At 67.9% G+C, this 25225-nt stretch carries 25 protein-coding genes; 15 read left to right on the forward strand and 10 right to left on the reverse strand.

The features are described 5' to 3' along the window. Nucleotides 1-10: 10 nt before the first annotated feature. The 3 genes from glgX to F3087_RS36185 all read right to left on the reverse strand — a co-directional run bounded on the left by glgX (nt 11) and on the right by F3087_RS36185 (nt 3336). A complete protein-coding gene (gene glgX / locus F3087_RS36180; protein WP_150406616.1) occupies nt 11-2131 on the reverse strand; it encodes a glycogen debranching protein GlgX in 2121 nt (706 codons plus the stop codon). Nucleotides 2132-2205: 74 nt separating this feature from the next. Next, entirely contained in the window at nt 2206-2331 is a 126-nt protein-coding gene (locus F3087_RS47225; protein WP_263407264.1) for a hypothetical protein, read from the reverse strand. A 60-nt stretch (nt 2332-2391) separates the two neighbouring features. Next, on the reverse strand, nt 2392-3336 hold the full coding sequence (locus F3087_RS36185) for a bifunctional helix-turn-helix transcriptional regulator/GNAT family N-acetyltransferase (protein ID WP_150406617.1): 945 nt from the start codon (nt 3334-3336) through the stop codon (nt 2392-2394). A gap of 156 nt (nt 3337-3492) precedes the next feature. On the opposite strand from F3087_RS36185, the gene F3087_RS36190 reads away from it, so the two are divergent. Next, nucleotides 3493-4779 (forward strand): adenosylmethionine--8-amino-7-oxononanoate transaminase, encoded by a 1287-nt coding sequence (locus tag F3087_RS36190; RefSeq protein WP_223885601.1) that lies wholly within the window; start codon nt 3493-3495, stop codon nt 4777-4779. Between the two features lies 1 nt (nt 4780). Here the strand turns inward: F3087_RS36190 and F3087_RS36195 are convergent, their stop codons facing one another. Continuing rightward, nucleotides 4781-5155 carry a cupin domain-containing protein gene (locus tag F3087_RS36195; RefSeq protein WP_150406619.1) on the reverse strand — a complete coding sequence of 125 codons (375 nt, stop codon included), beginning with the start codon at nt 5153-5155 and terminating at the stop codon, nt 4781-4783. A 61-nt stretch (nt 5156-5216) separates the two neighbouring features. Between F3087_RS36195 and F3087_RS36200 the strand changes: the two genes are divergently transcribed. The 3 genes from F3087_RS36200 to bioD all read left to right on the forward strand — a co-directional run bounded on the left by F3087_RS36200 (nt 5217) and on the right by bioD (nt 7797). Beyond that, complete coding sequence (locus F3087_RS36200; RefSeq protein ID WP_150406620.1) at nt 5217-5696, forward strand: MarR family winged helix-turn-helix transcriptional regulator; 480 nt, start codon at nt 5217-5219, stop codon at nt 5694-5696. Nucleotides 5697-5749: 53 nt separating this feature from the next. After that, the gene (locus F3087_RS36205; RefSeq protein WP_150406621.1) at nt 5750-6904 is read left to right on the forward strand and encodes an 8-amino-7-oxononanoate synthase; all 1155 of its coding nucleotides are present in this window, start codon (nt 5750-5752) and stop codon (nt 6902-6904) included. Nucleotides 6905-7122: 218 nt separating this feature from the next. Then, nucleotides 7123-7797, forward strand: coding sequence for a dethiobiotin synthase (bioD, locus tag F3087_RS36210; RefSeq protein WP_150406622.1), 675 nt, complete (start codon nt 7123-7125; stop codon nt 7795-7797). Here bioD and F3087_RS46230 read toward each other — a convergent pair. The 4 genes from F3087_RS46230 to F3087_RS36230 form a co-directional block, all read right to left on the reverse strand. After that, a complete protein-coding gene (locus tag F3087_RS46230; RefSeq protein WP_191094316.1) occupies nt 7790-7948 on the reverse strand; it encodes a hypothetical protein in 159 nt (52 codons plus the stop codon). The two genes, bioD and F3087_RS46230, sit on opposite strands and share 8 nt — an antisense overlap. Before the next feature lie 197 nt (nt 7949-8145). Next, on the reverse strand, nt 8146-9171 hold the full coding sequence (locus tag F3087_RS36220; protein WP_191094317.1) for an ABC transporter substrate-binding protein: 1026 nt from the start codon (nt 9169-9171) through the stop codon (nt 8146-8148). A gap of 1648 nt (nt 9172-10819) precedes the next feature. After that, nucleotides 10820-11536: an ABC transporter ATP-binding protein gene (locus tag F3087_RS36225; protein ID WP_263407266.1), complete on the reverse strand. Its 717-nt coding sequence runs from the start codon at nt 11534-11536 to the stop codon at nt 10820-10822. Between the two features lie 149 nt (nt 11537-11685). Continuing rightward, nucleotides 11686-12717 (reverse strand): FecCD family ABC transporter permease, encoded by a 1032-nt coding sequence (locus F3087_RS36230; protein WP_150406624.1) that lies wholly within the window; start codon nt 12715-12717, stop codon nt 11686-11688. Nucleotides 12718-13024: 307 nt separating this feature from the next. Here F3087_RS36230 and F3087_RS36235 point away from each other — a divergent pair, with 307 nt between their 5' ends. The 6 genes from F3087_RS36235 (at nt 13025) to F3087_RS36260 (ending at nt 19564) form a co-directional block, all read left to right on the forward strand. Continuing rightward, complete coding sequence (locus tag F3087_RS36235) at nt 13025-14194, forward strand: alpha/beta fold hydrolase (protein ID WP_150406625.1); 1170 nt, start codon at nt 13025-13027, stop codon at nt 14192-14194. An 86-nt stretch (nt 14195-14280) separates the two neighbouring features. Continuing rightward, on the forward strand, nt 14281-15375 hold the full coding sequence (locus F3087_RS36240) for an ABC transporter substrate-binding protein (RefSeq protein WP_150406626.1): 1095 nt from the start codon (nt 14281-14283) through the stop codon (nt 15373-15375). Continuing rightward, the gene (locus F3087_RS36245) at nt 15375-16229 is read left to right on the forward strand and encodes an ABC transporter permease (RefSeq protein ID WP_150406627.1); all 855 of its coding nucleotides are present in this window, start codon (nt 15375-15377) and stop codon (nt 16227-16229) included. The genes F3087_RS36240 and F3087_RS36245 overlap by 1 nt, the downstream gene beginning before the upstream one ends. Next, a complete protein-coding gene (locus F3087_RS36250) occupies nt 16205-16966 on the forward strand; it encodes an ABC transporter ATP-binding protein (protein WP_150406628.1) in 762 nt (253 codons plus the stop codon). The genes F3087_RS36245 and F3087_RS36250 overlap by 25 nt, the downstream gene beginning before the upstream one ends. Then, nucleotides 16963-18312 carry an LLM class flavin-dependent oxidoreductase gene (locus tag F3087_RS36255; protein ID WP_150406629.1) on the forward strand — a complete coding sequence of 450 codons (1350 nt, stop codon included), beginning with the start codon at nt 16963-16965 and terminating at the stop codon, nt 18310-18312. The genes F3087_RS36250 and F3087_RS36255 overlap by 4 nt, the downstream gene beginning before the upstream one ends. Nucleotides 18313-18370: 58 nt before the next feature. Further along, on the forward strand, nt 18371-19564 hold the full coding sequence (locus F3087_RS36260; protein ID WP_223885603.1) for an MFS transporter: 1194 nt from the start codon (nt 18371-18373) through the stop codon (nt 19562-19564). An 87-nt stretch (nt 19565-19651) separates the two neighbouring features. On the opposite strand, the gene F3087_RS36265 is transcribed toward F3087_RS36260, so the two are convergent. After that, nucleotides 19652-20236 (reverse strand): TetR/AcrR family transcriptional regulator C-terminal domain-containing protein, encoded by a 585-nt coding sequence (locus tag F3087_RS36265; RefSeq protein WP_150406630.1) that lies wholly within the window; start codon nt 20234-20236, stop codon nt 19652-19654. Between the two features lie 229 nt (nt 20237-20465). Between F3087_RS36265 and bioB the strand changes: the two genes are divergently transcribed. The 4 genes from bioB to F3087_RS36285 all read left to right on the forward strand — a co-directional run bounded on the left by bioB (nt 20466) and on the right by F3087_RS36285 (nt 22999). Continuing rightward, complete coding sequence (gene bioB, locus F3087_RS36270; protein WP_150406631.1) at nt 20466-21479, forward strand: biotin synthase BioB; 1014 nt, start codon at nt 20466-20468, stop codon at nt 21477-21479. A gap of 8 nt (nt 21480-21487) precedes the next feature. Next, nucleotides 21488-21715, forward strand: coding sequence for a biotin synthase auxiliary protein BsaP (gene bsaP, locus F3087_RS36275; RefSeq protein WP_223885604.1), 228 nt, complete (start codon nt 21488-21490; stop codon nt 21713-21715). Then, nucleotides 21715-22371, forward strand: coding sequence for a DUF2567 domain-containing protein (locus F3087_RS36280; RefSeq protein ID WP_150406632.1), 657 nt, complete (start codon nt 21715-21717; stop codon nt 22369-22371). Before bsaP ends, F3087_RS36280 begins: the two co-directional genes overlap by 1 nt. A 94-nt stretch (nt 22372-22465) precedes the next feature. Continuing rightward, nucleotides 22466-22999, forward strand: coding sequence for a DUF1353 domain-containing protein (locus tag F3087_RS36285; protein ID WP_150406633.1), 534 nt, complete (start codon nt 22466-22468; stop codon nt 22997-22999). A gap of 315 nt (nt 23000-23314) precedes the next feature. On the opposite strand, the gene F3087_RS36295 is transcribed toward F3087_RS36285, so the two are convergent. After that, nucleotides 23315-24073: an NUDIX hydrolase gene (locus tag F3087_RS36295; protein ID WP_150406634.1), complete on the reverse strand. Its 759-nt coding sequence runs from the start codon at nt 24071-24073 to the stop codon at nt 23315-23317. Between the two features lie 76 nt (nt 24074-24149). Between F3087_RS36295 and nadA the strand changes: the two genes are divergently transcribed. Further along, entirely contained in the window at nt 24150-25208 is a 1059-nt protein-coding gene (gene nadA / locus F3087_RS36300; protein ID WP_150406635.1) for a quinolinate synthase NadA, read from the forward strand. Nucleotides 25209-25225: the final 17 nt, after the last annotated feature.

Raw genomic sequence — 25225 nt, forward strand, 5'->3', positions numbered from 1 at the left:
GGTGTTCCGGTCATCCGGCGTGACGGAGGACCAGCAGGCAACGGGATTCGACCGGCAGGGTGGCCGCCGCGGGGTAGCTCGCGTCGGTCAGCCCGGTCGGCGTCGAGCAGTCGAGCGCGACCGCCCACTGGGTTCCGTAGTCGGAGTTGGGCAGGGTGAAGTCCATGGCCTCGTCGTGCGCGTTGAAGCACAGCAGGAACGAGTCGTCGGTGATCCGCTGGCCGCGCGGGTCCGGTTCGTGAATGCCCTTGCCGTTCAGGAAGACCGTGAGCGACTTGCCGAAGCCGCTGTCCCAGTCCGCGGTGGTCATCTCCGCGCCCTCCGGGGTGAGCCAGGCGATGTCGCGCGCGCGGTCCTTCGAGCGCACCGGCCTGCCGTCGAGGAAGCGGCGGCGCCGGAAGACCGGGTGCTCGGTGCGCAACGCGATCACGTTGCGGGTGAATTCGAGCAGGTCCGAATTCTTCTGCATCAGTGACCAATCCATCCAGGCCAGCGGGGAATCTTGGCAGTAGACGTTGTTGTTGCCGTGCTGGGTGCGGCCCATCTCGTCGCCGTGCGCGAGCATCGGCACGCCCTGGCTGAGCACCAGCGTGGCCAACAGGTTGCGGCTCTGCCTGTCCCGCAGCGCCAGGATGTGCGGATCGTCGGTGTCGCCCTCGACCCCGCAGTTCCAGGACCGGTTCCAGCTCTCGCCGTCGCGGTTGTCCTCGCCGTTGGCCTCGTTGTGTTTCTCGTTGTAGGACACCAGGTCCCGCAGGGTGAACCCGTCGTGCGCGGTGATGAAGTTGATGCTCGCGCTGGGCCTGCGGCCGGTGGCCTCGTACAGATCCGAGGAGCCGGTGAGCCGGGAAGCGAACTCGCCCAAGGTGGCCGGCTCGCCGCGCCAGTAGTCGCGCACGGTGTCGCGGTACTTGCCGTTCCACTCGGTCCACAGGCCGGGGAAGTTGCCGACCTGGTATCCGCCCTCGCCGACGTCCCAGGGTTCCGCGATCAGCTTGACCTGGCTGACCACCGGATCCTGTTGCACCAGATCGAAAAACGTGGACAGCCGGTCGACGTCGTGCAGCTCGCGGGCCAGCGTGGCGGCCAGGTCGAAGCGGAAGCCGTCGACGTGCATGTCCAGCACCCAGTAGCGCAGCGAGTCCATGATCAGCTGCAAGGTGTGCGGGTGCCGCACGTTCAGGCTGTTGCCGGTGCCGGTGTAATCCATGTAGTGCGAAGGGTCTTCGTCGAGCACGCGGTAGTAGGCGGCGTTGTCGATGCCGCGGAAGCCGATGGTCGGCCCGCGATGGTTGCCCTCGGCGGTGTGGTTGTAGACCACGTCGAGGATCACCTCGATGTCCTCGGCGTGCAGTGCGCGCACCATCGCCTTGAATTCGGTCACCGCGGAGTCGGCGCGTTTGATCGCGGCGTACTCGTTGTGCGGGGCGAGGTAGCCGAAGCTGTTGTAGCCCCAGTAGTTTCGCAGGCCCTGATCGAGCAGCACGCTGTCGTGCAGGAACTGGTGCACCGGCATCAGCTCGATCGCGGTGACGCCCAAGCCTTTCAGGTGCTCGATGATCGCCGGGTGCGCGATGCCGGAATAGGTGCCGCGCAACTCTTCCGGGACGTCGGGGTGGGTCGCGGTCATGCCTTTGACGTGCGCCTCGTAGATCACCGTCTCGTGGTACGGGCGGTTCGGCGCGCGGTCGGTGCCCCAGTCGAAGTACGGGTTGATCACCACGCCTGCCATGGTGTGGCCGAGCGAGTCCAGGCCGTGCGTGTACAGCGACGGGTCGTTGTCGAATTCGCCGTCGAACGCCTTGCCGTACGGATCGAGCAGCAGTTTGCTCGGGTCGCAACGTAATCCGTGGTCCGGATCGTAGGGACCGTGCACCCGGAACCCGTAGCGCTGACCGGGGCCGACCGCGGGCAGGTAGGCATGCCACACGTACCCGTCGACCTCGTCGAGCGGCACCCGGGATTCGGTGCCGTCCCGGTCGATGAGGCACAACTCGACGGCGTCGGCAACCTCGGAGAACACCGAGAAGTTGGTGCCCGCCCCGTCGTAAGTCGCGCCGAGCGGGTAAGCGGTGCCGGGCCACACACCGAGTGGTGTCGCGTCACCGGACGCTGCGTCGGGCTGAGCCATAGGAACGACATTAGCGGCAGCGGGCTATTACTCGGAGCGGGTGGTTGCCGACCGGGCGGGTCAACGGGGGCTGGTCAGGTGTCCAGCCAGCGCGTCGGATCGCCCGGCGCGACGGCCGGGCGGGCCGGTCCGCCCAGCACGGCGCGTTGCAGCCGGACGGGGTGACCGGCCAGGTAGCCGTCCTGGTAATCGCACAGCAATGGCGGAGTGGGCCCTCGGTTGCGGGTGGTTTTGCCCGCCAGCTTGTCTTTCGACGTTGCTTATTCGGGCTGCCCGAGTGAGCGTCGCCAAGTCTGGCCGATCAGATCGGCGCCCCAGCTGTGGTGCGGGCTTTCCTCGGCCAGTTCGAAACCGGCGCGCTTGTAGATGTGCCGAGCCGAGGTGAGGACGTCGTTGGTCCACAGCACCATCTCCCGGTAGCCCGCGGCGGTGGCGAAGCGCAGGCACTCCTCGACCAGTGCGGCGCCGATGCCGAGGCCGCGCGCGGTGGGTTCGACCAGCAGCAGGCGCAGGCGGGCGGTGGTGTCGTTCTCGGCGACGCAGAAGATGCTGCCCACCGGTTCGCCGCCGGATTCGGCGATCCAGGCGTGCTCGCGCTCGTCGTCGTGGGACGCGAGGTAGTCGGCGACGATGCGCACGATCAGTTCCTCATACGTTCCGTCCCAACCGTATTCGTCGGTGTAGAGCCGGGCGTGCCGTTCGATGACCCAGCCGTAGTCGCCGGCCTTGGGCTCCCGGATGCGAAAAGGCGGCGCGGCCACCGCGTTGGCCGGGTGGTCCAGGATCTGCTGGATGGTCTGCATGGCGGTGACCAGGCGGGCGCGCGCGGCCGGCGGCTTGGCGTTGAGCAGGTAGCCGATCTCGGCGCTGGAGCGTTGGTCCAGGACCGCGGCGATTTCCTTGCCGCGGACGGTGAGTCGCACCTCTTGGCGGCGGCCGTCGCTGCTCGACCGGTTGCGCTGGACCAGGCCCGCGTCCTCGAAGCTGCCCAGGATGCGGCTCAGGTATCCGGCGTCGAGATCCAGTGTCTGGCGCAGGGTTACCACCTCGGCGGTCCCGGAGTTGGCCAGTTCGAACAGGATTCGGGCCTCGGTGAGCGAATACTCGCTGTCCAGCAGGCCTTCGCGGAGCACGCCGATGACCCGGGTGTAGCGGCGGTTGAACTCACGGACTGCGGCGATATCCGTGGCGGCGACGGTGGTCACGACGGCTCCATTCGTGCGGTGATCGTTGACTCAGTCAAAGAATAGCTCCGGATGGCCGCCGGGTGGCGAAATTCGGCGGGGTTATCTTTCGTGCGCAGATCCGGTGGTAACTTGAACGGCGTTCAAGCCTGCCGTTGTTCGACCGCGAGGATTCCTGTGGCACTGACCCTTGACGAGATCGCCGCCATCGATGCGAAGCATGTCTGGCATCCCTATGGCGGATTTCCCGCGACGACGGAGCCGCTGGTCGTCGCCGAAGCCTCGGGCACGCGGCTCACGCTGGCCGACGGGCGCGAGGTCATCGATGGCATGAGTTCGTGGTGGGCGGCGATTCACGGCTACCGGCACCCGGTCCTGGACGCGGCGTTGGTGGCGCAGTCGCAGCGGATGAGCCACGTGATGTTCGGCGGGCTCACCCATGAACCTGCGGCGCGGTTGGCCGGACTGCTGGTCGAGCTGACTCCGGCTGGTCTGGACAAGGTGTTCCTGTGCGACTCCGGCTCGGTGTCGGTCGAGGTCGCGGTGAAGATGTGCCTGCAATATTGGCGCGCGCTCGGACGGCCAGGGAAGCGGCGGCTGCTCACCTGGCGCGGTGGGTATCACGGCGACACGTTCACGCCGATGAGCGTGTGTGATCCGACGGGCGGCATGCATTCGCTGTGGACCGATGTGCTGGTCGATCAGGTGTTCGCGCCGATGCCGCCGCGCGAGTATCGCGCCGAGTATGTGGCCGAGCTGGAGCGCATGATCAGTGCCCACGCCGACGAACTCGCCGCGGTCATCGTGGAACCGATCGTGCAGGGTGCGGGCGGAATGCGCTGGCACCACCCGCGGTATCTGACCGATCTGCGCAGGCTGTGTGACGAGCACGGGGTGCTGCTCGTCTTCGATGAGATCGCGACCGGTTTCGGCCGCACCGGAACGTTTTTCGCGGCCGATCAGGTCGGGGTCGGTCCGGACGTGATGTGCGTCGGCAAGGCATTGACCGGTGGTTACCTCACCCTGGCCGCCACACTGTGCACCACGCTGATCGCCGAGACGATCAGCGCGGGACACGGCGGTTTGATGCACGGGCCGACCTTCATGGGCAACCCGCTGGCCTGCGCGGTCGCCGTGGCCTCGCTCGAACTGCTGACGGCGGGGGATTGGCGGAGCGAGGTGGCGCGGATCGAATCCGGGCTCGAGGCGGGGCTCGCGCCGTTGCGCGGGCTGCCCGGTGTCGTCGAGGCGCGGGTGCTCGGTGCGATCGGGGTGATCGAACTCGATCGTCCGGTGGATATGCGCACCGCGACCGACGCCGCCGTCGACGCCGGGGTGTGGTTGCGGCCGTTCCGGAATCTCGTCTACACCATGCCGCCGTTCATCAGCACTGATGCGGACGTTGCGGCGATCACCGCCGGAATGCGGGCCGCGGTCGCCGCGCAATCTCGAATTGCGGTGTAGCTCAGGCGATCCAGGGCGGCACGACCAGGGTGTCGCCGCCCGGCACGCCCGCCTTGGCACCGGCCGGTGCGGTGACGATCGCGGTGAAGCCCTCGTCGCCGGTGCTCACCTGGCGCAGCACGTTTGCCGGGAGGATGACCGTATCGCCCTCGGCGGCAGTGAGTTTCGTGCCGTCCAGGTCGATGGTCGCGCGGCCGGCGACGAGGGTCCAGATCTGTTCGGTATCGATGAAGTGGACCGGGCCCGCTTTGTCGGCCGGCACCTCGACCCGCCACAGGGCGAGCGAGCTACCGCCCTGTGTGGGGGAGGCGAGGGTGGTCATGACGCCGCCGGGGGTTTCGGTGCGACGGGTTTCGGTGTGTTGGATGACGGTCATGCTCGGTCGCTCCGTAAGATAGACAATGAAGTTGTCCATATAGTCAACGAGGTTGTCCAATATGTCAAGTGATTCCGGTGGGTACGAGCTGCCGCTGCGGATGCTGCTCGGGTTTCGCGCGGTCATTGATGAGGTGCATGCCGAGTTGGTCGAGCACGGGCATGCCGAGCTGCGGCCGATGCACGGGTTCGTGTTCCAGGCTGTCGGGCGGGTCGGTGGGCCTTATGGGTGCACTGCCGCCGACCTCGGGCGTGCCCTCGGGATCTCGAAGCAGGCCGCGGGCAAGCACATCGAGGCGCTCGAGCGGCTGGGATATCTGCGGCAGGGGCACGATCCGAACGATGCGCGGCGCAAGGTTTACACGTTGACCGAACGGGCGCTCGACATGCTGAATCGGTCCGCTGAGATCTTCGACCGGATTCATGCACGCTGGGCGCGTCAGCTGGGTGCGGATCGGCTGGCGCAACTCGAGCAGGATCTGCGCACGGTGACGCCGGGTGAGGTGTTCCGTTTCGATACGCCGAACTGGTTCGGCGGGTGAGGCCGGTGCCGGGCATATGCACCTTGAACGGTGTTCAAGTATGCTCCGGAGCTGTGACTACCGATCCATTGAGCTGGTTGGACGAGCGCGCGTCCGCGCGGGTGGCCGCCGGGCTGCGCCGTGAACTCCGTCCCCGGGCGGCGCGGTCGCCGTCGATCGACCTCGCCTCCAACGACTACCTCGGGCTGGTCCGGCACCCCGAGGTGATCGACGGCGCGATCGAGGCGGTGCGACGGTGGGGCGCCGGGTCTACCGGGTCCCGGCTCGTCACCGGAACCACCACCGAGCATGCGCGGTTGGAGGCCGAACTCGCCGAATTCGTCGGTGCCGAAGCGGGACTCGTGTTCGCGTCCGGGTATGCCGCCAACCTCGGCGTGGTCACGGCGTTGGCCGGGCGCGGGGCGTTGGTGGTGTCCGATGCCGGCAGCCATGCGTCACTTGTGGACGCGTGCAGGCTTTCTCGGGCTCGCGTGGAAGTTGCCGCGCACGGTGATGTCGACGCGGTCGACCGGCTGCTGGCCGCGCGGACCGAAGAGCGGGCGCTGGTGCTCACCGACTCGGTGTTCAGTGCTGATGGTGATCTCGCGCCGCTGGTCGAGTTGCACCGGGTTGTCCGGGCGCGGGGTGCGGTGTTGATCGTGGACGAGGCGCACGGGATCGGGGTGCGTGGTGACGGTGGACGCGGGTTGGTGCACGAGGTCGGCTTGGCCGGCGAGCTGGACTTGGTGATTACTGCGACGTTGTCCAAATCCCTTGCTGCACAAGGCGGAGTGGTGCTGGGCAGTGAGCGGGTGCGTGCGCATCTGATCGATTCCGCGCGGACGTTCATCTTCGATACCGGACTCGCGCCCGCTGCGGTCGGTGCCGCGCGGGCGGCACTGCGGGTGCTGCGTCGCGAACCGGAACTGGCGGGCCGGGTGCTGGAGCGGGCGGCCGACATCGCGCGGATTGCGGCTGTGCCCGTACCGGATTCGGCGGTGGTGTCGGTGGTGCTCGGTAAGGCGCAGATTGCCTACGACGCGGCGCAGGCGTGCCGGGCGCGCGGGCTCGACGTCGGTTGCTTCCGTCCGCCGTCGGTGCCGGAGGGTACTTCGCGGCTGCGGCTGACTGCCCGTGCCAACTTGACTCCGGCCGAACTCGACGTCATCGCAACGGTTCTCGGCCAGGTACTGGTCGAGGCGCGCGGACTGGATGTGGTGCGCGCGTGAGTGCCGACAGGGGTGCGGCCGGAGAACATGGGTATCGCGCGGGACTCGGCCAAGTAGGGCTTGGCCGAAGCCGAGACGGCAGCGTGCAGGATGGGTAGCGCGGCATCCTGGGCGACGGGCTCGACCACGCCGACCGTCCCCGCGAGCGTGGTTCCGGCGCATGTGAGTATTGAGGACATGGCGATCGCAGGAGGTCGTGGGTTGCAGGAGGTGGCGGTATGAGTGTTCTGTTGGTGACCGGAACTTCCACGGAGGTCGGCAAAACCGTGGTCACCGCGGCCGTCGCCGCACTGGCCATGGCCGAAGGCCGATCGGTGGCGGTGTGCAAACCGGGCCAAACCGGTGTCTCCCTGACCGAACCAGGCGATCTCGCCGAGATCGAGCGGCTCAGTGGCGTCACCCGCACCGTCGAACTCGCGCGCTTCCCCGACCCGCTGGCACCCGACACCGCCGCCCGGCGCGCGGGACTGCCCGAGCTGACGCTGGCCGAAACCCTGTCCGGAGTAGCCGAACTCGCCGACGCGGACCTCACCCTGGTGGAGGGTGCGGGCGGCCTGCTGGTCCGACTCGGCGACTTCACTCTTCTCGACCTCGCCCAAAAACTCGACGCACCGGTACTTCTGGTGACCGCCGCCGGCCTCGGCACCCTGAACCACACCGAACTGACCACCCGCGCACTGCAATCGGCGCGCGTACCGTGCGCGGGCTTGGTGATCGGTTCGTGGCCCGACGAACCCGATCTGGCCGCCGAATGCAATCGCGTCGACCTGCCCCGCGTCACCGGTGTCGATCTCGTCGGCGCCGTTCCGGCCGGTGCCGGTGCTTGGGACCGGGACCGGTTCACCACGGCAGCTCCCAGTTGGTTCACTCCGACCTGGTCGCCGTTCAGTTGAATGTACGGCCGGACAGCGTCCGCAATGCCGCGCTATCTGCACGCTCATCGACGCGGACGGCGGCACCGATGTCGATGCGGTGCACGAGAATCTGCCCGCCGGGGTCGCGCCCGAAGACAACGAACCTCGACTGGCGCATCTCGTTCAGCAAGCTTGCCGCCCTCGCGGAGGGCGGCCCCATTCCCTGAGGTGGCTGTCGAGCGTCAACGCTGCCCGCCGCAGGAACTCAGTGGCACGAGTCAGGGGCGCAACGCGTACCTCACTGTTTCGGGTGACGTTCCGCTCGATGCGCACCGGGATGGCCGCGAAGTTGGTGCGCGGCCGGCGATTTGGCGTGCGGCAGGTCGGTCAGCGGATGGTGTCGTCGGCTTTGGGCTGGATTGTGGAGGCGGGGACCAGGTTCCAGCGTTCTAGTTGCTTGCGGATCTGCTCGGCGGCGTCGATGTTGAGCGGGCCGCTGGTCCACATGGCGTAGGGGAGGTTGAGGAAGCGGCCCTCGGTGACGGCGCGGAGTTGGTTGATGCCGGGCTTGGCGCGCAGCGCGTCGACCTTCTGGGCGAAGGTTTGCGGCGGGTAGTCGACGAACATGATCGCGTCGGGGTCGGCGGCGGCGAGGCGCTCCCAGGAGACCCGGGTCCAGGTGTCGGGCACGTCGCTGAGTGCGTTGCGCCCGCCAGCGGCATCCAGGATCGCTTGCGGCGCACCGAAACTGCCGCTGGACATGAGCGAGTCGGTGGCGCTGTCGAACAGGAAGATGGTCGGCTTGCGCTCGGCCTGCGGTGCACTCGACAGTGCCGCGAGCCGCTGATCCAGGTCGGCGGTCACCTCCTTGGCGCGGTCGGCCCGCCCGGTGATCGCGCCGAGATTGGTGAGGTCGTCGCGTAGCGCGGTCCACGGTTCGACGATCCCGCGCGGCCGTTCACCATTGTGCTGACGGCAACTCTCGGTGAGCGTATACGCGGCAATCCCCGCCTTGCTCAACGAATCCGGCGTCAGATTCTTCGCCTCGTCATACCCGTAACTCCACCCCGCGACCATCACATCGGGCCCCTGCGCCAACACGGTCTCCCGCGAAGGATATTCCGGCGCAACAGATTTCAACTGATCCACCACCGGCCCATAGTGCCGCCGCAACGTATCCGCATCCCGCTGCACACTCGACACCGCAACAACCTGATCCTGCGCCCCCAGCGCCAACGCCATCGAAATCAAGTTCCCGTCATTGACGAACAACCGCTGAGCCGGCGCCGGAAACCGCACATCCACATCACAATTCCGAACAGCGATATCCCCAGCACCCCCCTTCTCCGCACTACACCCAACCACCGCCCCCACCAGCGCAACCGCCACCAACACGCGCAAACCGTGCTTCATCCATTCGCCTCTCGAGTAACAACAAGTTCAACTACTGATCCGCAACGGGACCCAGCCACACCAGCCAGCGATTGGTACTCACTGACGTCCCCCTCATCGCCCCCACCCATCACAAACGGGACATGACCGCGCCAAATCACGAGTACGGCCGCCGTGGTGTCCCGTTCGCGATCAGAGTGCGCGCCAAACGGGACATGGCCGCGCCGAATCGCGAGTGGGGCTGTCGTGGTGTCCCGTTCGCGAGTGGAGTGTGCGGCGAACGGGACATAGCTGTGGTGGCCGCCGCGATGCCTGCGCGCAATCGCGTCGAGTGCCTGGGATCTGCCAACGAATGTGGCTGCGACAGGTTGTGAGTGGGCGCCGTGGAGTCCCGTCCCCCGCTCGTGCCGACCGTGAACGGGGCATGGCTGCGCCGAATCGCGGGTGGGGCCGCCATAGTGTCCCGTTCGCGAGCGGTGTTGAAACTGGATAGGACTGGCTGAGCCGGATCGCGGGTAGACCCGCAGCAGTTCCGCTCGCACCGGTGTCGGGTGCCTGAGATCGGTGCGAGCCATGGCGGCGACCAGAAACGAGTAGGTACACGCCGAAGTCCTTTCGCGGGTGGAGTGCGCGGCGAACGGGACACAGGTCTGCCAACGAACGTGGCTGCGACGAATTGGGAGTGGACGTTCCGTGGAGTCCCGTTCGCTGGGCGTGCCCGCAGTAAGAGGGACAGGACTGCGCCAGATCGCGAGTGGGGCTGCTGTGGTGTCCCGTTCGCGGGTGGGTTGTGCGTCGGAGGGTATGTGCGGCAACGCGATGTGATGCCAGGGATGGCGGGTAATCCCGCCGCTGTGATGCGCGCCGACGGAATGTCGTTGCGGCAGGTTGGTGAGTAGGCCCTCGGCGGCGTCCCGCTCGCTGTCATCGCAGATCGCGAACGGGACATGGCTGCGCCAAATCGCGAGTGGGGCCGCCGTGCGGTCCCGTTCGTGAGCTGAGTGCGCGTCAGACGGGACATGGTCGCGTCGACTTGTGAGTGGGGCTGTCGTGGTGTCCCGTTCGCGGGTGGAGTGTGCGGCGAACGGGAGACGGGTCTGCCGACGAATGTGGCTGCGACGGGTTGGGATGGGCGTTCCGTGGTGTCCCGTTCGCGGGTGGGTTGTGCGTCGGAGGGTATGTGCGGCAACGCGATGTGATGCCAGGTATGGCGGGCAATCCCGCCGCTGTGATGCGCGCCGACGGAATGTCGCTGCGGCAGGTTGGTGAGTAGGCCCTCGGCGGCGTCCCGCTCGCTGTCATCGCAGACCGCGAACGGGACATGGCCGCGCCAAATCGCGAGTGGGGCCGCTGTGGTGTCCCGTTCGCGCGTGGGGAGCGCGTCCGACGGGACACGGGTCTGCTAACGAATGTGGCTGCGACGGATGGGGAGTGGGCGCTCGGCGGAGTCCCGTTTGCCGGGTGTGCCCGCAGTGAGCGGGACAGGACTGCGACAGATCGCGAGTGGGGCCGCCGTGCGGTCCCGTTCGTGAGCTGAGTGCGCGTCAGACGGGACATGGTCGCGTCGACTTGTGAGTGGGGCGCTGTGGTGTCCCGTTCGCGAGCAGGGTGTGCGTCGGACGGGACTTGGTTGTGGTGGATTGGGAGGAGGGGGTTGCTGGGGGTGGGGTCATGGGGTGGGCTCGCGGGGGGTGATCAGGAGGTGGGGGTGGCCGGTTTTTGGGTGTGGGATGCGGAGGGCGTGGACGCCGAAGACCTCGTCGACTACTTCGGGGGACAGGGCGTCGGGGGGTGGGGTGAGGGGGTGGGCGGTGCCGTTGTGTAGCACCAGGATTCGGTCGCAGTAGCGGTCGGCCAAGGCTAGGTCGTGTAGGGCCATGATGACGGTGCGGTTCAGTGTGCGGGTCTTGGCGAGGAGGTCGAGGCTGTGGGTGATGTCCAGGTGGTTGGTGGGTTCGTCCAGTAGCAGGATCGGGGTGTTCTGGACGAGGGCTCGGGCTAGGAGGACGCGTTGGCGTTCGCCGCCGGAGAGGCGGTGGACCGGGCGGTCGGCGAAGCCGGTGAGGTCGACGGTGGCCAGAGCTTCTTGGACGACCTGCTGTTCGTGCGGTGAACCGGCTCCCCACGGCGGGAGGTATGGCGTAAGGCCCAGCGCGACAACCTCGCCCGCGCGCAGGTCGGCGGGTGGGCGTTCGTCCTGCGCCACCATGGCGACGGTGCGTGCTCGGCGGCGTGCCGACATCTGGTGCAGGACTTGCCCGTTCGCGATCACGTCGCCGCGTACGGGTCGCCGCACTCCGGCGAGCGTCTGTAGCAGTGTGGTTTTCCCGGTGCCGTTCGGGCCGACGATCCCGATGGTCTCGCCGGCCTGGATCGCGAAGGTCACATCGGTGACCACGGTCCGTCGGCCGGCAGCGCACGCGAGCCCGCGTACCTCTAATGCCCCGGCATCGCTTCGCGTTTCGACTGCTGCACCATTGCCGCGTGCTGCGTCTGACCTGCGATCGAGTCGTGCTCGATGATCGTTGCGCAGGTTCATGATTCACCGAACCGATAACGCCGACGCCCCATCAGGATCAGGAAGGCGGGCGCGCCGATGAGCCCGGTCAGCACACCAACGGGGATTTCCGTGGGGCGAACCAGGATTCGGGTGGCAGCGTCGGCGACGACGAGGAACAGCGCCCCGCAGAGAGCGCAGGCGGGCAGCAGCGTGCGGTGACGCGGCCCGACCAGCAGGCGGGCGGCGTGCGGGACGACCAGTCCGACGAAACCGATGCCGCCGGAAACCGCAACGAGCACCCCGACCAGCACCGCAAGCAACAGGAACAGTCCGATGCGCAGCTCCTTGACCGGAACCCCCAGCGACGCAGCGGTATCCGCACCGACGGTCAACGCATCGAGCCACCCACTCGCCACGAGCAGCGCAACCCCCGCGACCACGACCACACTGAGCGGCAACGCGATTCGCGTCCAGTCCGCCCCCGCGAGACTGCCGAGCAACCAGAACAACACCGACTGAGCCGCAGCCGGATCCGGCCGACGAAAGATGAGATAACTGCTCAACGCCGCGAACGCGGATCCGAGCACCGTCCCAGTGAGCACCAACCGCAACGGCGTCAACCCACCCTGCGCGACCGCGATCAGGAACACCAACCCCGCCGCGACGAACGCCCCGGCCAACGCCCCGCCGGACAACGCCCACACCCCGGCACCAGCGAACAACCCCGAAGTAATGACCGCGGCCGCCCCCACACCAGCCCCCGAAGACACCCCGAGCAGATAGGGATCGGCAAGCGGATTCCGCACCAACGTCTGCATCGCCGCCCCGGCCAACGCCAACCCCGCCCCGACGATCGCCGCCAGCACCGTCCGCGGCACCCGCAACTGCCAGACGATGGTGTCGAGCCCGAAATCAGTAGGCGCCTGCCCGGTGACCCGATGCCGCAGCACCTCCACCACCGAGGAAACCGGCAGCGTCTCCGCCCCGAACCCGGTGGCAAGCACCATCGCGCAGATCAGCAGTACCCCGAGCAAGGGGAAGATGAGCGCCGAGCGCACACGGCTCATGCCTGCACCTCGCTGGCGCTCGGTTCCGGCATGCGCCGAGGCGCGCTGGCACATGATTCGCTCGCTGCGCTCGCTCATCGGTAATGCTCCACAGGCAAGTCGCGGCCTCTCCAGAGTTGTCCTGGCAGGGGAGGTCTGACTCTCGCCGGTGAGGGCGATCACAGTGGCGCGACCGTTCCGGTTTCGCACCGGATTCTCGCACCTGCCAGGGATGACGGAGGAACTCTACCGGTCGGTCGGGTTAGTGCCGTCGCCAGGGTTGTGCGGGGAATGGCGACCATCCACACCCTTACGTACGGTGGGATAGATGTCGCCGTTCGATGACCGGCACCCGTCCACTGTCTCGGACTGGGACGACGCGCGACGCAAAGCCCGGCTACGGGACACCAGCCTGTGGCACGAGTGGAAGACGTTGCGCCGGACCAGGTCGGCAGTGCTGCGGGTGGTCGTGCTGCTCGCTGCCGTACTCGTCGTTTTCGCCCAGTACCTGACCTTCGATGTCGAACCGGAGCAAGCCCGCCTGGCGCGCACCGACCCCGCGATCCTGCCCGTCGCCGCCCCGGCCGACCCCAAGAACTGGGACACCGTGGTGGTGGACATGGTCGGCCTCGGCGGCCTGGACGCCAGCTCGACCGCCGCCGCGCTGCCCTCGCTGCGCGGAATGGGCGTGGTGTGGGCGATCCGCTACGACAACGAAGGTATCGACACCAAGGTGATCGCCGACCTGATCGTGCGCGCCGCCGAGCTGTCCGGGCTGAAGAACGTCGTGCTGGTCGGGCACAGCATGGGCGGCGTGATCGCGCTGGAGGTCGCGAAACACATCCACCTCGACAGCGACCGCCGCCTGGTCGGCGTGATCCTGGACTGCACGCCCGTCGACTTGAACGCGGTCCGCCCGGAAAGCCGCGGCGCGGGCGAGGACATGGTGCGCTGGATGCGCTGGCTGCCCGGTGCGCGCGAGAGCCGGCTGCTGCGGCTCGCGGTGGAAACCTATGCGCGCCGGGATCGTTTCCTGTCCGACGGCGGCGGTGGCATCCCGCCCGGCATCCGCTTCGCCAAGCTCGGCGAGGTACTGCGAGAAGTGTTGCGGGAGAAGATCTTCTCCCGCAACGCGGCCAGCAACGGCCTGATCGAGGCGCAGTTCACCGCGATCGTGGCCGGCGGCGCGACGGGCGATCTGCACGCGCTGGCCGCGCCGGCCGACGGAAAGCCGCGCCCCGCTATCGTTTTCATCCGGCCGCGCGATCCGGACCGGGACCGGGTGGTCGACGTCGAGTACTCGCATCGGGTGCTGATCGAGGAGTCCGGCGGCGTGGATGGCACACTGTCGGTGGTGCTCGCGCGAAACACCGGGCACGCCAACCCGATGCAGCGGCCGGTCGAGTACAACACCTTCATCGATCAGCAGATCCTGCCGTTCATCCAGCGCTATCAGGCGCAGGTGCGGGAGACGGCGGTCGCGGCCGCGCCGCGCTGATACCGCATCGGGCGCCGGGACGGGCAGTTCGAACCAGGCTGAGACAAACGGTGTTCGGGCCGGTTTTGTCTTGTTTGAATCCGTCTATGTACCGACCACGCACGTTTTTGTTCGGCCGCCCAGGCCGCACCACCGCCGCATTGCTCGCCGTGGCAGCCGTTGCGACCCTCGGACTCACCGGCTGCTCGAACAACGACAAGCCGGTCGGTCCCGTCGCCGCGGACACGCCACTGCCCGTTGAAGTTCCGGCTGGAACCAAATTAGTCCTCGCAGACCAGTCCGAACGCCTGCAACAGGTGCTCCGGATCTCCGGCGAGCTGGACAAGCTGCCGTTCAAGGCGGAGTTCGCCAATTTCGTCGGCGGCCCGGCCATTCTCGAGGCCTTCCGCGCCGAAGCCGCCGACGTGGCGTGGGTGGGCGACGTCCCGCCGATCCACGCGCTGATCGCCGGGCAGGACGTACCGATCGTCGCGGCCTATCAAACCAGTCCGGCCGCGCTGAAACTCGCTGTCGCGCCGGGCAAATCGGTGAGCACGCTCGCGGATCTCAAGGGCAAGAAGATCGCCTACGCCGAGGGCACCGCCCAGCAGGCGGCGGTGCTGCGCGCGCTGGACAAGGCCGGGCTGAAAACCGGTGACGTGCAACTGGTCCGGTTGCAGCTGGCGGAGTTCCTCGACGCCGTGCGCACCGCGCAGGTCGACGTCGCCCCGCTGATCGAGCCGAATGTCACCCGGCTGCTGCGGACTCCGGGCGCCTCGCTGATCCCGGACTCGCAGACCGAAGGCATCTATGGCGGCCTCGGTTACCTGTACGCGCGGCGCGCGGTGACCCAGGATCCGGCCAAGGCGGCCGCGACCCGCGCGCTGGCCGCCGCGTTCGTCCGCGCCAATCAGTGGGTCAACACCCATCAGGACGAGTGGGCGCGGAAGTACTACGTGGAGAACCAGAAGGTCAGCCCAGAAGATGCCAAGCGCATCGTCGATTCGCTCGGTCTGTTCACCTTCCCGCACCTGGACCAGCAGCTCATCGCCCGCCAGCAGGCCACCATCGACGCCATCGACAAGGCCGGTGAACTGCCGAAGAAGGTGCAGGCGGCCAAGGGCTTCGACCTGCGCTACGACGCCGCGATCACCGAGGCGGTCACCCAGAGCGGCGCCGCGTTCGCACCGAAGGAACGCTGATGGCGACGGTAGACGCCGGGGTATTTCACCGGCTCGGAAGCCGCACCGCGCCGACGCTGGCCAAGCGCAAGCCGGCCCGGCCGTGGCTCGGACCGGGACGGCCGATTCCGTTCGGCGCCGCCATCGGGCCGACGCTGCTGATCCTCGCCTGGGTCATCGGATCCGCCTCCGGCACCTTGGATCCGGAGACCTTGCCCGCGCCGTGGACGGTCGCCTCGACCGCCGGTGACCTGATCGCCGACGGCAGGCTGCAATCCAATCTGCTCACCTCGGTGCAGCGGGCCGGTATCGGCTTGGTCATCGGTGTGCTGGTCGGTCTGGTGCTCGCGCTCGTCGCGGGACTGAGCCGGATCGGTGAAGCGTTGGTGGACGGGCCGATTCAGATCAAGCGCGCGATTCCGACGCTCGCGCTGATCCCGCTGTTCATCGTGTGGTTCGGCATCGGGGAGGAGATGAAGCTGCTCGTCATCACGACGAGCGTGGCGATCCCGATCTACCTGAACACCCACGCCTATCTGCGCAGCGTCGACTCCAGGTATGTGGAACTCGCTCAGACGGTGGGCCTTTCGCGCTGGGGCTTCATCCGGCGGATCGCGCTGCCCGGCTCGCTGCCCGGCTTCTTCACCGGACTTCGCCTCGCGGTCACCATCGCCTGGCTGGCCCTGGTCGTGGTGGAACAGGTGAATGCCACCAGCGGCATCGGCTACCTGATGACGCAGGCCCGCACCTACGGGCAGATCGACGTGATCGTGGTCGGGCTCGTGATCTACGGCCTGCTCGGACTTTTCGGTGATCTCGCCGTGCGCGCGGTGGAAAGGAAGGCGCTGTCATGGCGACAGACATTGGGGGACTGAACGTCGTCCGGACGCGCGAGTTGCGTCGCGGGTTCGGCGAGCGAGTCGTGTTGCAGGACATCGACCTCGACATCGCGCGCGGGGAATTCGTTGCCCTGCTCGGCCGGAGCGGCTCGGGCAAGAGCACGTTGCTGCGGGCGCTGGCGGAACTGGACTACGACGTGCCGGGTTCGGGCGAGCTGACCGTGCCCGCCGAACGTGCCGTGGTGTTCCAGGATTCGCGGCTGCTGCCGTGGATCCGGGTGCTCGACAATGTGATCCTCGGTCTGAGCGGGAGCAAGGCCGCCGAGCGTGGCCGGGCCGCGCTGGCCGAGGTCGGTCTGGCCGGCCGGGAAAAGGCTTGGCCCAGGCAGCTTTCCGGCGGCGAGCAGCAGCGGGTCGCGCTGGCTCGTTCGCTGGTGCGGGAGCCGGAGCTGTTGCTGGCCGACGAGCCGTTCGGCGCGCTCGACGCGCTCACCCGGATCAAGATGCACGCGCTGCTGCAAGACCTGTGCGCCAAGCATCGGCCCGCCGTCCTGCTGGTCACCCACGACGTCGACGAGGCGGTGCTGCTCGCCGATCGCGTCCTCGTGCTCGACGAGGGCCGCATCGCCGTCGACCAGCGCATCGATCTGGAACGTCCACGCAGGCACAGCGATCCGGGCTTCATCCGGCATCGGTCGCTGTTGCTCGCCAGCCTCGGCGTCGGTTCGACCGACCTGCCGAGCCGTCACGAAGAAGAGAAGCAAGCCTCATGAGTACCCCGCGTCAGCTCAGCCTCAACGCGTTCATCTACCCGTCCGGTCACCACGAGGCCGCCTGGCGGCATCCCGACAGCCAGCCCGGGCGCATCTATGACGTCGACTACTACCAGCAGATCGGCCGCACCGCCGAGGCCGCGAAGCTCGACGCGGTGTTCTTCGCCGACGGCCCCGCGCTGCGCACCAACGTCAAGCACAACGCGGGCTCCGGGCTGGAGCCGATCACGCTGCTGACCGCTATCGCCACGGCGACAACGCATCTCGGGCTGATTGCCACCGCATCGACCACCTACTACGAGCCGTACAACCTGGCTCGGCTGTTCTCCACGCTGGACCACATCTCGCGTGGGCGGGCCGGCTGGAACATCGTCACCACCGGAACCGACTTGGCTGCCGCCAACTTCGGGTTGGACAAGCATCCGGATCATGCCGAACGCTATGCGCGGGCAAGGGAATTCGTCGACGCCGTGGTCGCGCTGTGGGACAGCTGGGAGGACGACGCGATCCTGCTGGACCAGGAGAGCGGGGTGTACGCCGACCCGGAGAAGATCCACCCGATCGACTTCGTCGGCGAACATCTGAAGGTGCGTGGACCTTTCAACGCGCCGCGCACGCCGCAGGGCTACCCGGTGCTCGTGCAGGCGGGGGCGTCGAACGAAGGGCGTTCGTTCGCAGGCAAATACGCCGAGGCGATCTTCACCGCGCATCAGCGGCTCGAGGACGCGCAGAAGTTCTATGCCGACATCAAAGCGCAGGCACAGGGTTTCGGGCGCAACCCGGAACACGTCAAGATCCTGCCCGGCATCAGCCCGTTCATCGGCGATACCGAGGAGGCGGCGAAGCGGCTGGAGCGTGAGTTCAACGAACTCACCGTGCCGGAATACGGTCTGACCCAGCTGGAGAACATCGTCGGCAAGAGTTTGCGTCAGCTGCCGCTGGACGAGGCGGTCCCGGTGGATCTGTTCGACGACGCGGGCGATGTCACCGACAACGCGCGCAGCCGGTTGCAGGTCGTCGCGGGCATCGTGCAGCGGGAGCGGCCGACGGTGCGTGGGCTGCTGCACAAGCTGGCCGGTGCGCGCGGACATCGGGTGTTCGCCGGAACGCCCGAGCAGGTCGCGGACACGATCGAGGAGTGGTTCCGCAACGGCGCCGCCGACGGTTTCAACGTGATGCCGCCGTACTACCCGGGCGGACTGGAAGTTTTCGCCGAGACCGTCGTCCCGATCCTGCAAGAGCGCGGCCTGTTCCGCACCGAATACACCGGCACCACCCTGCGCGACCACTTCGGCCTCCCGCGCCCGGCGGGCCGGACCGCGCGTCAACCGGCCCTGGCCCAGTGAGTCGCGGGGACATCGAAAGTGACTGTCTCACACTGATTCACTGCTCGGCTGCGGCGCGGTGAGCGCGGAAGTCGATACCCGGCAGCCGGTTCGGCTGCGGTCGCTCACCTGGACCGTGTTCGTGCCGATGGCGTTGTACGGCACCGGAGCCGGTGCGGCCTCGCCGATGTATGCGCTGCGGGCGCTGGATCTCGGGGCCTCGATCGGGCTGGCCGGGGTGCTGGTCGCACTGAGCGGGCTCGGCATGGTGGTGGCGGATCTGCCTGCGGGGCGGATCGTGGCCCGGATCGGGGAGCGAGGTGCGATCGCGGTCGGCTCCGTGCTGGGCGTGATCGGGGTGTTGTGTGCGGTTGTCGCGCCGAATGTTTGGTGGCTGGCGGTAGGTCTGCTGCTCAACGGTGCGGCCGCCGCGGTGTGGGGGCTGGCGCGTCAGTCCTACATCGTGGCGGTCGTGCCGGCGGCGGACCGCGGCCGGGCGATGTCCACACTGGCGGGGGCGCACCGGTTCGGGTACTTCTGCGGGCCGTTCCTCGGTGCCGCGCTGGTGCATGCGATGGGGCCGAGCGGTGCGTTGTGGTTGCAACTGGTCACCACGGTGTTGTCCGGCGCCGCGATGGTCGCGATCCCGGCGCCGGAAGGTGCGGATTCGGGCAAGAGTGGACACACTCTGCGGTCTGTGGTCGTCGAAAACATCGGAGTGCTCGGCACTTTGGGATCCGCGGCGTTGTTGATGGGCGCCGTGCGCGCGGCCAGGGTCTCGGTACTCCCGTTGTGGGCGGCGCACATCGGACTGAGCGCGTCGACCACGAGTCTGGTGTTCGGCATCGCGGGCGCGGTAGACGTTCTGATGTCCTATCCGGCGGGCCTCTGGTTGGACCGGCGCGGCAGCCGAGCCACCGGTATCCCGGCAATGATGTTGTTCGCCATCGGATTCGGCGCGCTGCCGTTCACCTCATCGGTACTCGGCATGGGCGCGGTCGCCGTGCTCCTCGGCCTCGCCAACGGCGTGAGCAACGGTCTGATCATGACCGTCGGCGCCGACGTAGCCCCCGACGGCCGCCGCGCCGAATTCCTCGGCGCTTGGCGGTTGACCCACGACATCGGCATGTTCGCCGGCCCGATCCTCGCCGGAGCGATCAGTGCCATTGCCCTGCTGAGCATTTCATCGCTCGCGCTCGCCGCCGCGGCAACCGCCGGGGCGGTCGCCATCTACCGCTGGTTCCCCGGCCAGAACCCGCACGCGGAGCGCTAGCACCGCCGCACACCTTCTTGTTTCCCGCACACGGATTTGCATGCGATTCCATGTGCGGGAAATCAGGAGGTGTGCGGCGGGCGTTGCTCAGCGGACGCGGGTGCCCAGGAGTTGGCGGACGCCGGCGATGAAGAGTTGCAGGCCGAAGTCGAAACGGGCGGTGGGGTCGGGGGATTCGTCGAGGGGGGTGTCGTCGGGGGGGAGGGCGCCGGCGGAGTCCATTTGCATTCTGGACTGCTCGTCGACGGTTTGGCCGAGGACGTAGTACAGGAGGGTGAAGGAGGTCAGGTCGGCTTCGGGGCGGGGCATGCCTGCGCGGATCGCGGCGCTGGACATGCGTTCTCGGCCCTTGCTCGTGGTGAGCCTGGAAGCGTAAGTGGCGGAGACGAGTTCGGCGCCGTCGCGGTAGGCGAGCAGGCAGTCGCGCAGGCGGTGGGCCAATTCGCTGAGCTGACCGGACCATTCGGTGGCGGCGATCGGGTCCTCCATGGGCAGCAGGATCTTGTCCGCGACCGCGCCGAGCAGGGCCTGTTTGTTGGGGAAGTGCCAGTAGAGCGCGCCGGGTTGCACCTGCAGTGAGCCGGCCAGCCTGCGCATGGTGAGGTCGGCGAGGCCGTACTGGTCGAGGATCGCGATGGCGCCGTCGACCACGTCCGCTCTGTGCAGTTGCACCCGAATTCCTTCCCGTCCGAGGGTGGCGCTGGTGGCCGCCTTCGTGGTTACGCAGGCTACCGGTTCGGGCGTGGCGGCTCGCACGCCGTGGTGTTCGCCGCACGCCCGGATGAGCCGTTGTGCGGCGGCGCACCCGGCTCACAGTGTTTTGACTCACTGTCGGGTCTACCCTAGCCTGAACACCGTTCAAGTTGCCCGGCCACCTCGGCCGACCGAAGGGATTCGTGCAGTGACCCAGGCTTCCGTCGACACCTCCATTCTGTCCGTCGCCCGCGAGCAAGTACTCGAACGCGGCGAGGGACTCACCCAGGAGCAGACCCTGGAGGTGCTCCGCCTCGGCGACGACCATCTCGAAGAACTGCTGGCCCTGGCGCACGACGTGCGGATGAAGTGGTGTGGCCCCGAGGTCGAGGTCGAGGGCATCATCAGCCTCAAGACCGGCGGCTGCCCGGAGGACTGCCACTTCTGCTCGCAGTCGGGCCTGTTCCAGTCGCCGGTGCGCGCGGCCTGGCTCGACATTCCGAGCCTGGTCGAGGCCGCTAAGCAGACCGCGAAGACCGGCGCCACCGAGTTCTGCATCGTCGCCGCGGTGCGCGGCCCGGACGAGCGGCTGATGGCGCAGGTCGCGGCCGGCGTCGAGGCGATCCGCAACGAGGTCGACATCCAGGTCGCCTGCTCGCTCGGCATGCTCACCCAGGACCAGGTCGACCAGCTCGCCGCGATGGGCGTGCACCGCTACAACCACAACCTGGAGACCTCGCGTTCGCACTTCCCGAACGTGGTCACCACGCACACCTGGGAAGAGCGCTGGGACACGCTGCGCATGGTCCGTGAGGCGGGCATGGAGGTGTGCTGCGGCGGCATCCTCGGCATGGGCGAAACCCTGGAGCAGCGTGCGGAATTCGCGGCGAACCTGGCCGAGCTCGAGCCCGACGAGGTGCCGCTGAACTTCCTCAACCCGCGTCCCGGTACCCCGTTCGGTGACCTCGAGGTGCTGCCCGCGGCCGACGCGCTGCGTGCGGTCGCCGCGTTCCGGCTCGCGTTGCCGCGCACCATCCTTCGGTTCGCCGGCGGTCGCGAGATCACCCTCGGCGACCTCGGCGCCAAGCAGGGCATCCTCGGCGGCGTCAACGCTGTCATCGTCGGCAACTACCTCACCACGCTGGGTCGGCCCGCCGAGGCGGATCTCGATCTGCTCGGCGAGTTGAAGATGCCGATCAAGGCGCTCAACGAAACACTCTGAGTAGACCCATGAGTAAGGTCATGGACATGGACGAGCGCTACAACCCGTTCACCGGCAAACGGATCGTGCCCGGCCTCGAGGATGCCGTGCCCGCGGCCGCCGCGCTCGGCCTGGAGCCGCCGCGGTTCTGCGAGCAGTGCGGCCGCCGGATGATCGTGCAGGTGAGCCCCGACGGCTGGTGGGCCAAGTGCTCGCGGCACGGCGTGATCGACGCGGCCAGTCTGGAACTGCGCTAGTGGGCGGGTCGAAGAATGCGCTGCGGGGCGCGGTGATCGTCGCGGTCGCGGTGATCGTGGTGAGCGCGCTCGGCGGCATCGGGTGGGGTCTGCTCGCGCCGACCGAGCAGCTGTTCGTGGTCGAGCCGGGGCGCGGTGCCGTGCTGACCGGCGAGAGCGTGCATCAATTCGACGCGGTGGCGATGTTCGTGTGCTTCGGCGCGGTGGCCGGAGTGCTGAGCGCGGTCGCCACGTGGCGGTGGCGTAGTCAGCGTGGGCCGCTGTTGCAGATCGGCCTGCTGGTCGGCTCGCTGATCGGGGCCGTGGTGATGGCGCGGCTGGGGGAGCAGGTCGCCGAGTGGTACCACCCGCGGCCGCACGATCCGCCGGTCGGGCAGATCGTCGAACTGCCGACGGAGGTGGGCACCTGGCTCGCCTTGATCGTGCAGCCGCTGCTCGCCTCGCTGCTGGTGCTGTTCTTCGCGGCATTGAATCCGTCCGAAGATCTCGGCACCGGCACCGCCGTCGAGGCCGGAACCTACGATCCGGCAGGCGCGTTCGACCCGTACGGCGCCGCGTCGTACCCAGCGGGCGCCGGTCCGCTCCCTTACGGTAGTTACGAACCGGCCGGCGAGGGCGGTTCCGGTTCGTTGCCGGAGACTCGTCCCCACCGCTGACGCGTTGTCCGAACCGTTGCCCGCGGGACGGCGCAGGCGTACCAAACCGGCCTAGAATTGTGGGACACGCTGTGCGTTCAGAGAGGAACGAGTCGTGGCGTTCGTCGGTAGCGGGCTGGTGGTCGAGGAACTCGACGCCAAGTTCTGGCGAGTGGTCGAACCGCTCGTCTATCAAGGTGATTCCCAAGAATTCGTGATCCCCGCCGGGTTCCGGACCGACTTCGCTTCGGTGCCGCGGGCTTTCGTGTGGCTGGTGCCGCGCTACGGCGCCTACACCCGCGCCGCCATCCTGCACGACTATCTGCGCAGCTCACAGGCGGTGGGCATCGCCGACGCGGACGGCATCTTCCGCCGCTGCCTGCGTGAACTGGGCGTCACGGTGCCACGCCGCTGGATGATGTGGGCGGCCGTGCGTTTGGCCAGCGGCCTGCGCGGCGCAACTCCCGGCGCGCTGATCACCTGGGCACTGATCGCCGTGCCTTCCGTTGTGTTCCTGGCGATCCCGGCGATCGTGGTACAGATCTTCCTGGTGCTGTTCTGGCTGATCGAGCTGCTCTCCTGGGGCATCGCCCGCCTGTTCACCCGCACCATGACCCCACCCCCACAACCCCAGATGAAGACCGCCTGAGCTGCTTCCGTTGCGCGCCACGCACTCCGGTTGATCGGGGTGGGGGCGGAATAATTGGGTGGAGGGGGTGTTGGGGGTGGGGGTAGGTTCGGCGGGTTGAGTTGGACGGGTGGTGGAAGGAGGGGTGGCGGTGAGTGGGGATAAGGTGGCGGCGGATCTGGCGGTTGGGCGGGAGCGGGCTGATCTGGTGGCTTGGCGGCGGCGGGATGCGTTGCGGCGCAGTAGTGCTGCGCAGCCGGTGGCTAACAAGAAGCGGTATCGGCGGGGGAGTAAGCATCGGAACGCGAACGTCGATTCTTGAGTCCTGCGCTGCGGTCAGGAGGGTGGGCGCAGGGCGGCGAATTCGTCGGTGACGCGGAGGCCGGAGTCGGTGTAGCGGTAGACGGCGGCGGGGCGGCCGCCGGCGCGGCCGGGGGCTCGGGTCTTGCCGGTGGGGGTGATTACCTTGCGGCGGGACAGGACTCGTTGCAGGTTCGTCGTGTCGACATCGTAACCGAGTGCGGCGCAGTAGATTTCGCGCAGCGTGGACATGGTGAAGTCGGCGGGGGCGAGCGCGAACGCGATATTGGTGTAGGAGAGTTTGGCGGCCAGGCGGGTGCGGGCGTGGTCGACGACGGTGCCGTGATCGAAGGACATGCGCGGCAGCGCGGACAGCGGATGCCAGGCGGTGTCGTCGGGTAGCTGCGGGTCTGCGGTGAGCGGGACCAAGCCGAGGTAGGCCGAGGCGATGCGGCGCGGGGCGGGGACCCGGTCGGGGGCGCTGAAGACCGACAACTGCTCGAGATGCGCCAGCTCGCGCACATCGACCTTCTCCGCGAGCTGGCGGCGGGCCGAGGTGTCGAGGTCCTCGTCGTCGCGCAAACGGCCGCCAGGCAGCGACCAGGTGCCCTTCTGCGGGTCCAGCGCGCGCTCCCACAGCAGCACCGCCAATTCGGTCCGTTGCCCGGGTGGGCACCGACCGATTACCTCGTTTCCGGCATCGGCAGGGCTCGGACCTGCGGCGATGTTCGCGGGGAACCGGCGAACCTGGAACACCGCGGTGAGCGATTCGTGGATGGTGCTACTATGGGCCACGTTTTCGATTATAAGTCGAAAACCTGGTTTGGTGCGAATCGGCGGAGTAGCTGTTCGCACGACGAAGGGAGCCATCATGGCGACGATGGGTGCGAAACTGGCGCCTCCGCTGATGGGGCAGGTGTTCGACGGGCCGTCGGGGTTCACTGGTGTCGAAGCCACCCCCGAGTGGGCACAGGAGATCAAGCGACTGGCCCGCGAACGAAACGCGACGATTCTCGCGCACAACTACCAGTTGCCGGAGATCCAGGACGTGGCCGATCACGTCGGCGACTCGCTGGCGCTGTCCCGGATCGCGGCCGAGGCCCCGGAGGACACCATCGTGTTCTGCGGCGTGCACTTCATGGCCGAGACCGCGAAGATCCTCAGCCCCGCCAAGACCGTCCTGATTCCGGATCAGCGAGCAGGCTGCTCGCTCGCGGATTCCATCAGCGCGGACGACTTGCGTTCCTGGAAGGCCGAATTCCCGAACGCGGTGGTGGTGTCGTATGTGAACACCACCGCGGAAGTGAAGGCGCTCACCGACATCTGCTGCACCTCGTCCAACGCGGTCGACGTGGTCGCCTCGATCGACCCGGACCGCGAGGTGCTCTTCCTGCCGGATCAGTTCCTCGGCGCGCACGTCAAGCGGGTCACCGGCCGGGAGAACATGCACATCTGGGCCGGCGAATGCCACGTGCACGCGGGTATCAACGGCGACGAGCTGACCGAGCAGGCCCGCACCCACCCGGACGCGGATCTGTTCGTGCACCCCGAATGCGGTTGCGCCACTTCGGCGTTGTACCTGGCCGGCGAGGGCGCGTTCCCGGCCGAGCGGGTGCACATCCTGTCCACCGGCGGCATGATCGACGCGGCCAAGCAGGTGCGCGAGCAGCGCGGTCAGGCAACGCAGGTGCTGGTCGCCACCGAGATCGGCATGCTGCACCAGCTGCGAAAGGCCGCCCCCGGCATCGACTTCCAGGCCGTGAACGACCGCGCCTCGTGCAAGTACATGAAGATGATCACCCCCGCGGCGCTGCTGCGCTGCCTGGTCGAGGGCCGCGACGAGGTGCACGTCGACCTGGAAACCGCGGCGCGCGGCCGTAATTCGGTGCAGCGAATGATCGAGATCGGTACGCCGGGCGGTGGTGAATGACGCCGACCCCTGCCCTC

The organism is Nocardia colli, assembly GCF_008704205.1.
In the GTDB taxonomy this organism is placed as follows: Bacteria; Actinomycetota; Actinomycetes; order Mycobacteriales; family Mycobacteriaceae; genus Nocardia; species Nocardia colli.

What these genes read in the sequence shown, in the direction of transcription:
- F3087_RS36200 (WP_150406620.1), top strand. Translation starts at nt 5,217, where the DNA reads ATGTCAAGTGATTCCGGTGGGTACGAGCTGCCGCTGCGGATGCTGCTC.
- bioD (WP_150406622.1), top strand. Translation starts at nt 7,123, where the DNA reads ATGAGTGTTCTGTTGGTGACCGGAACTTCCACGGAGGTCGGCAAAACC.
- glgX (WP_150406616.1), bottom strand. Translation starts at nt 2,131, where the DNA reads ATGGCTCAGCCCGACGCAGCGTCCGGTGACGCGACACCACTCGGTGTG.
- F3087_RS36195 (WP_150406619.1), bottom strand. Translation starts at nt 5,155, where the DNA reads ATGACCGTCATCCAACACACCGAAACCCGTCGCACCGAAACCCCCGGC.
- F3087_RS36250 (WP_150406628.1), top strand. Translation starts at nt 16,205, where the DNA reads ATGGCGACAGACATTGGGGGACTGAACGTCGTCCGGACGCGCGAGTTG.
- bsaP (WP_223885604.1), top strand. Translation starts at nt 21,488, where the DNA reads ATGAGTAAGGTCATGGACATGGACGAGCGCTACAACCCGTTCACCGGC.
- nadA (WP_150406635.1), top strand. Translation starts at nt 24,150, where the DNA reads ATGGCGACGATGGGTGCGAAACTGGCGCCTCCGCTGATGGGGCAGGTG.
- F3087_RS36240 (WP_150406626.1), top strand. Translation starts at nt 14,281, where the DNA reads ATGTACCGACCACGCACGTTTTTGTTCGGCCGCCCAGGCCGCACCACC.
- F3087_RS36235 (WP_150406625.1), top strand. Translation starts at nt 13,025, where the DNA reads ATGTCGCCGTTCGATGACCGGCACCCGTCCACTGTCTCGGACTGGGAC.
- F3087_RS36255 (WP_150406629.1), top strand. Translation starts at nt 16,963, where the DNA reads ATGAGTACCCCGCGTCAGCTCAGCCTCAACGCGTTCATCTACCCGTCC.
- F3087_RS36230 (WP_150406624.1), bottom strand. Translation starts at nt 12,717, where the DNA reads ATGAGCCGTGTGCGCTCGGCGCTCATCTTCCCCTTGCTCGGGGTACTG.
- F3087_RS36220 (WP_191094317.1), bottom strand. Translation starts at nt 9,171, where the DNA reads ATGAAGCACGGTTTGCGCGTGTTGGTGGCGGTTGCGCTGGTGGGGGCG.
- F3087_RS36245 (WP_150406627.1), top strand. Translation starts at nt 15,375, where the DNA reads ATGGCGACGGTAGACGCCGGGGTATTTCACCGGCTCGGAAGCCGCACC.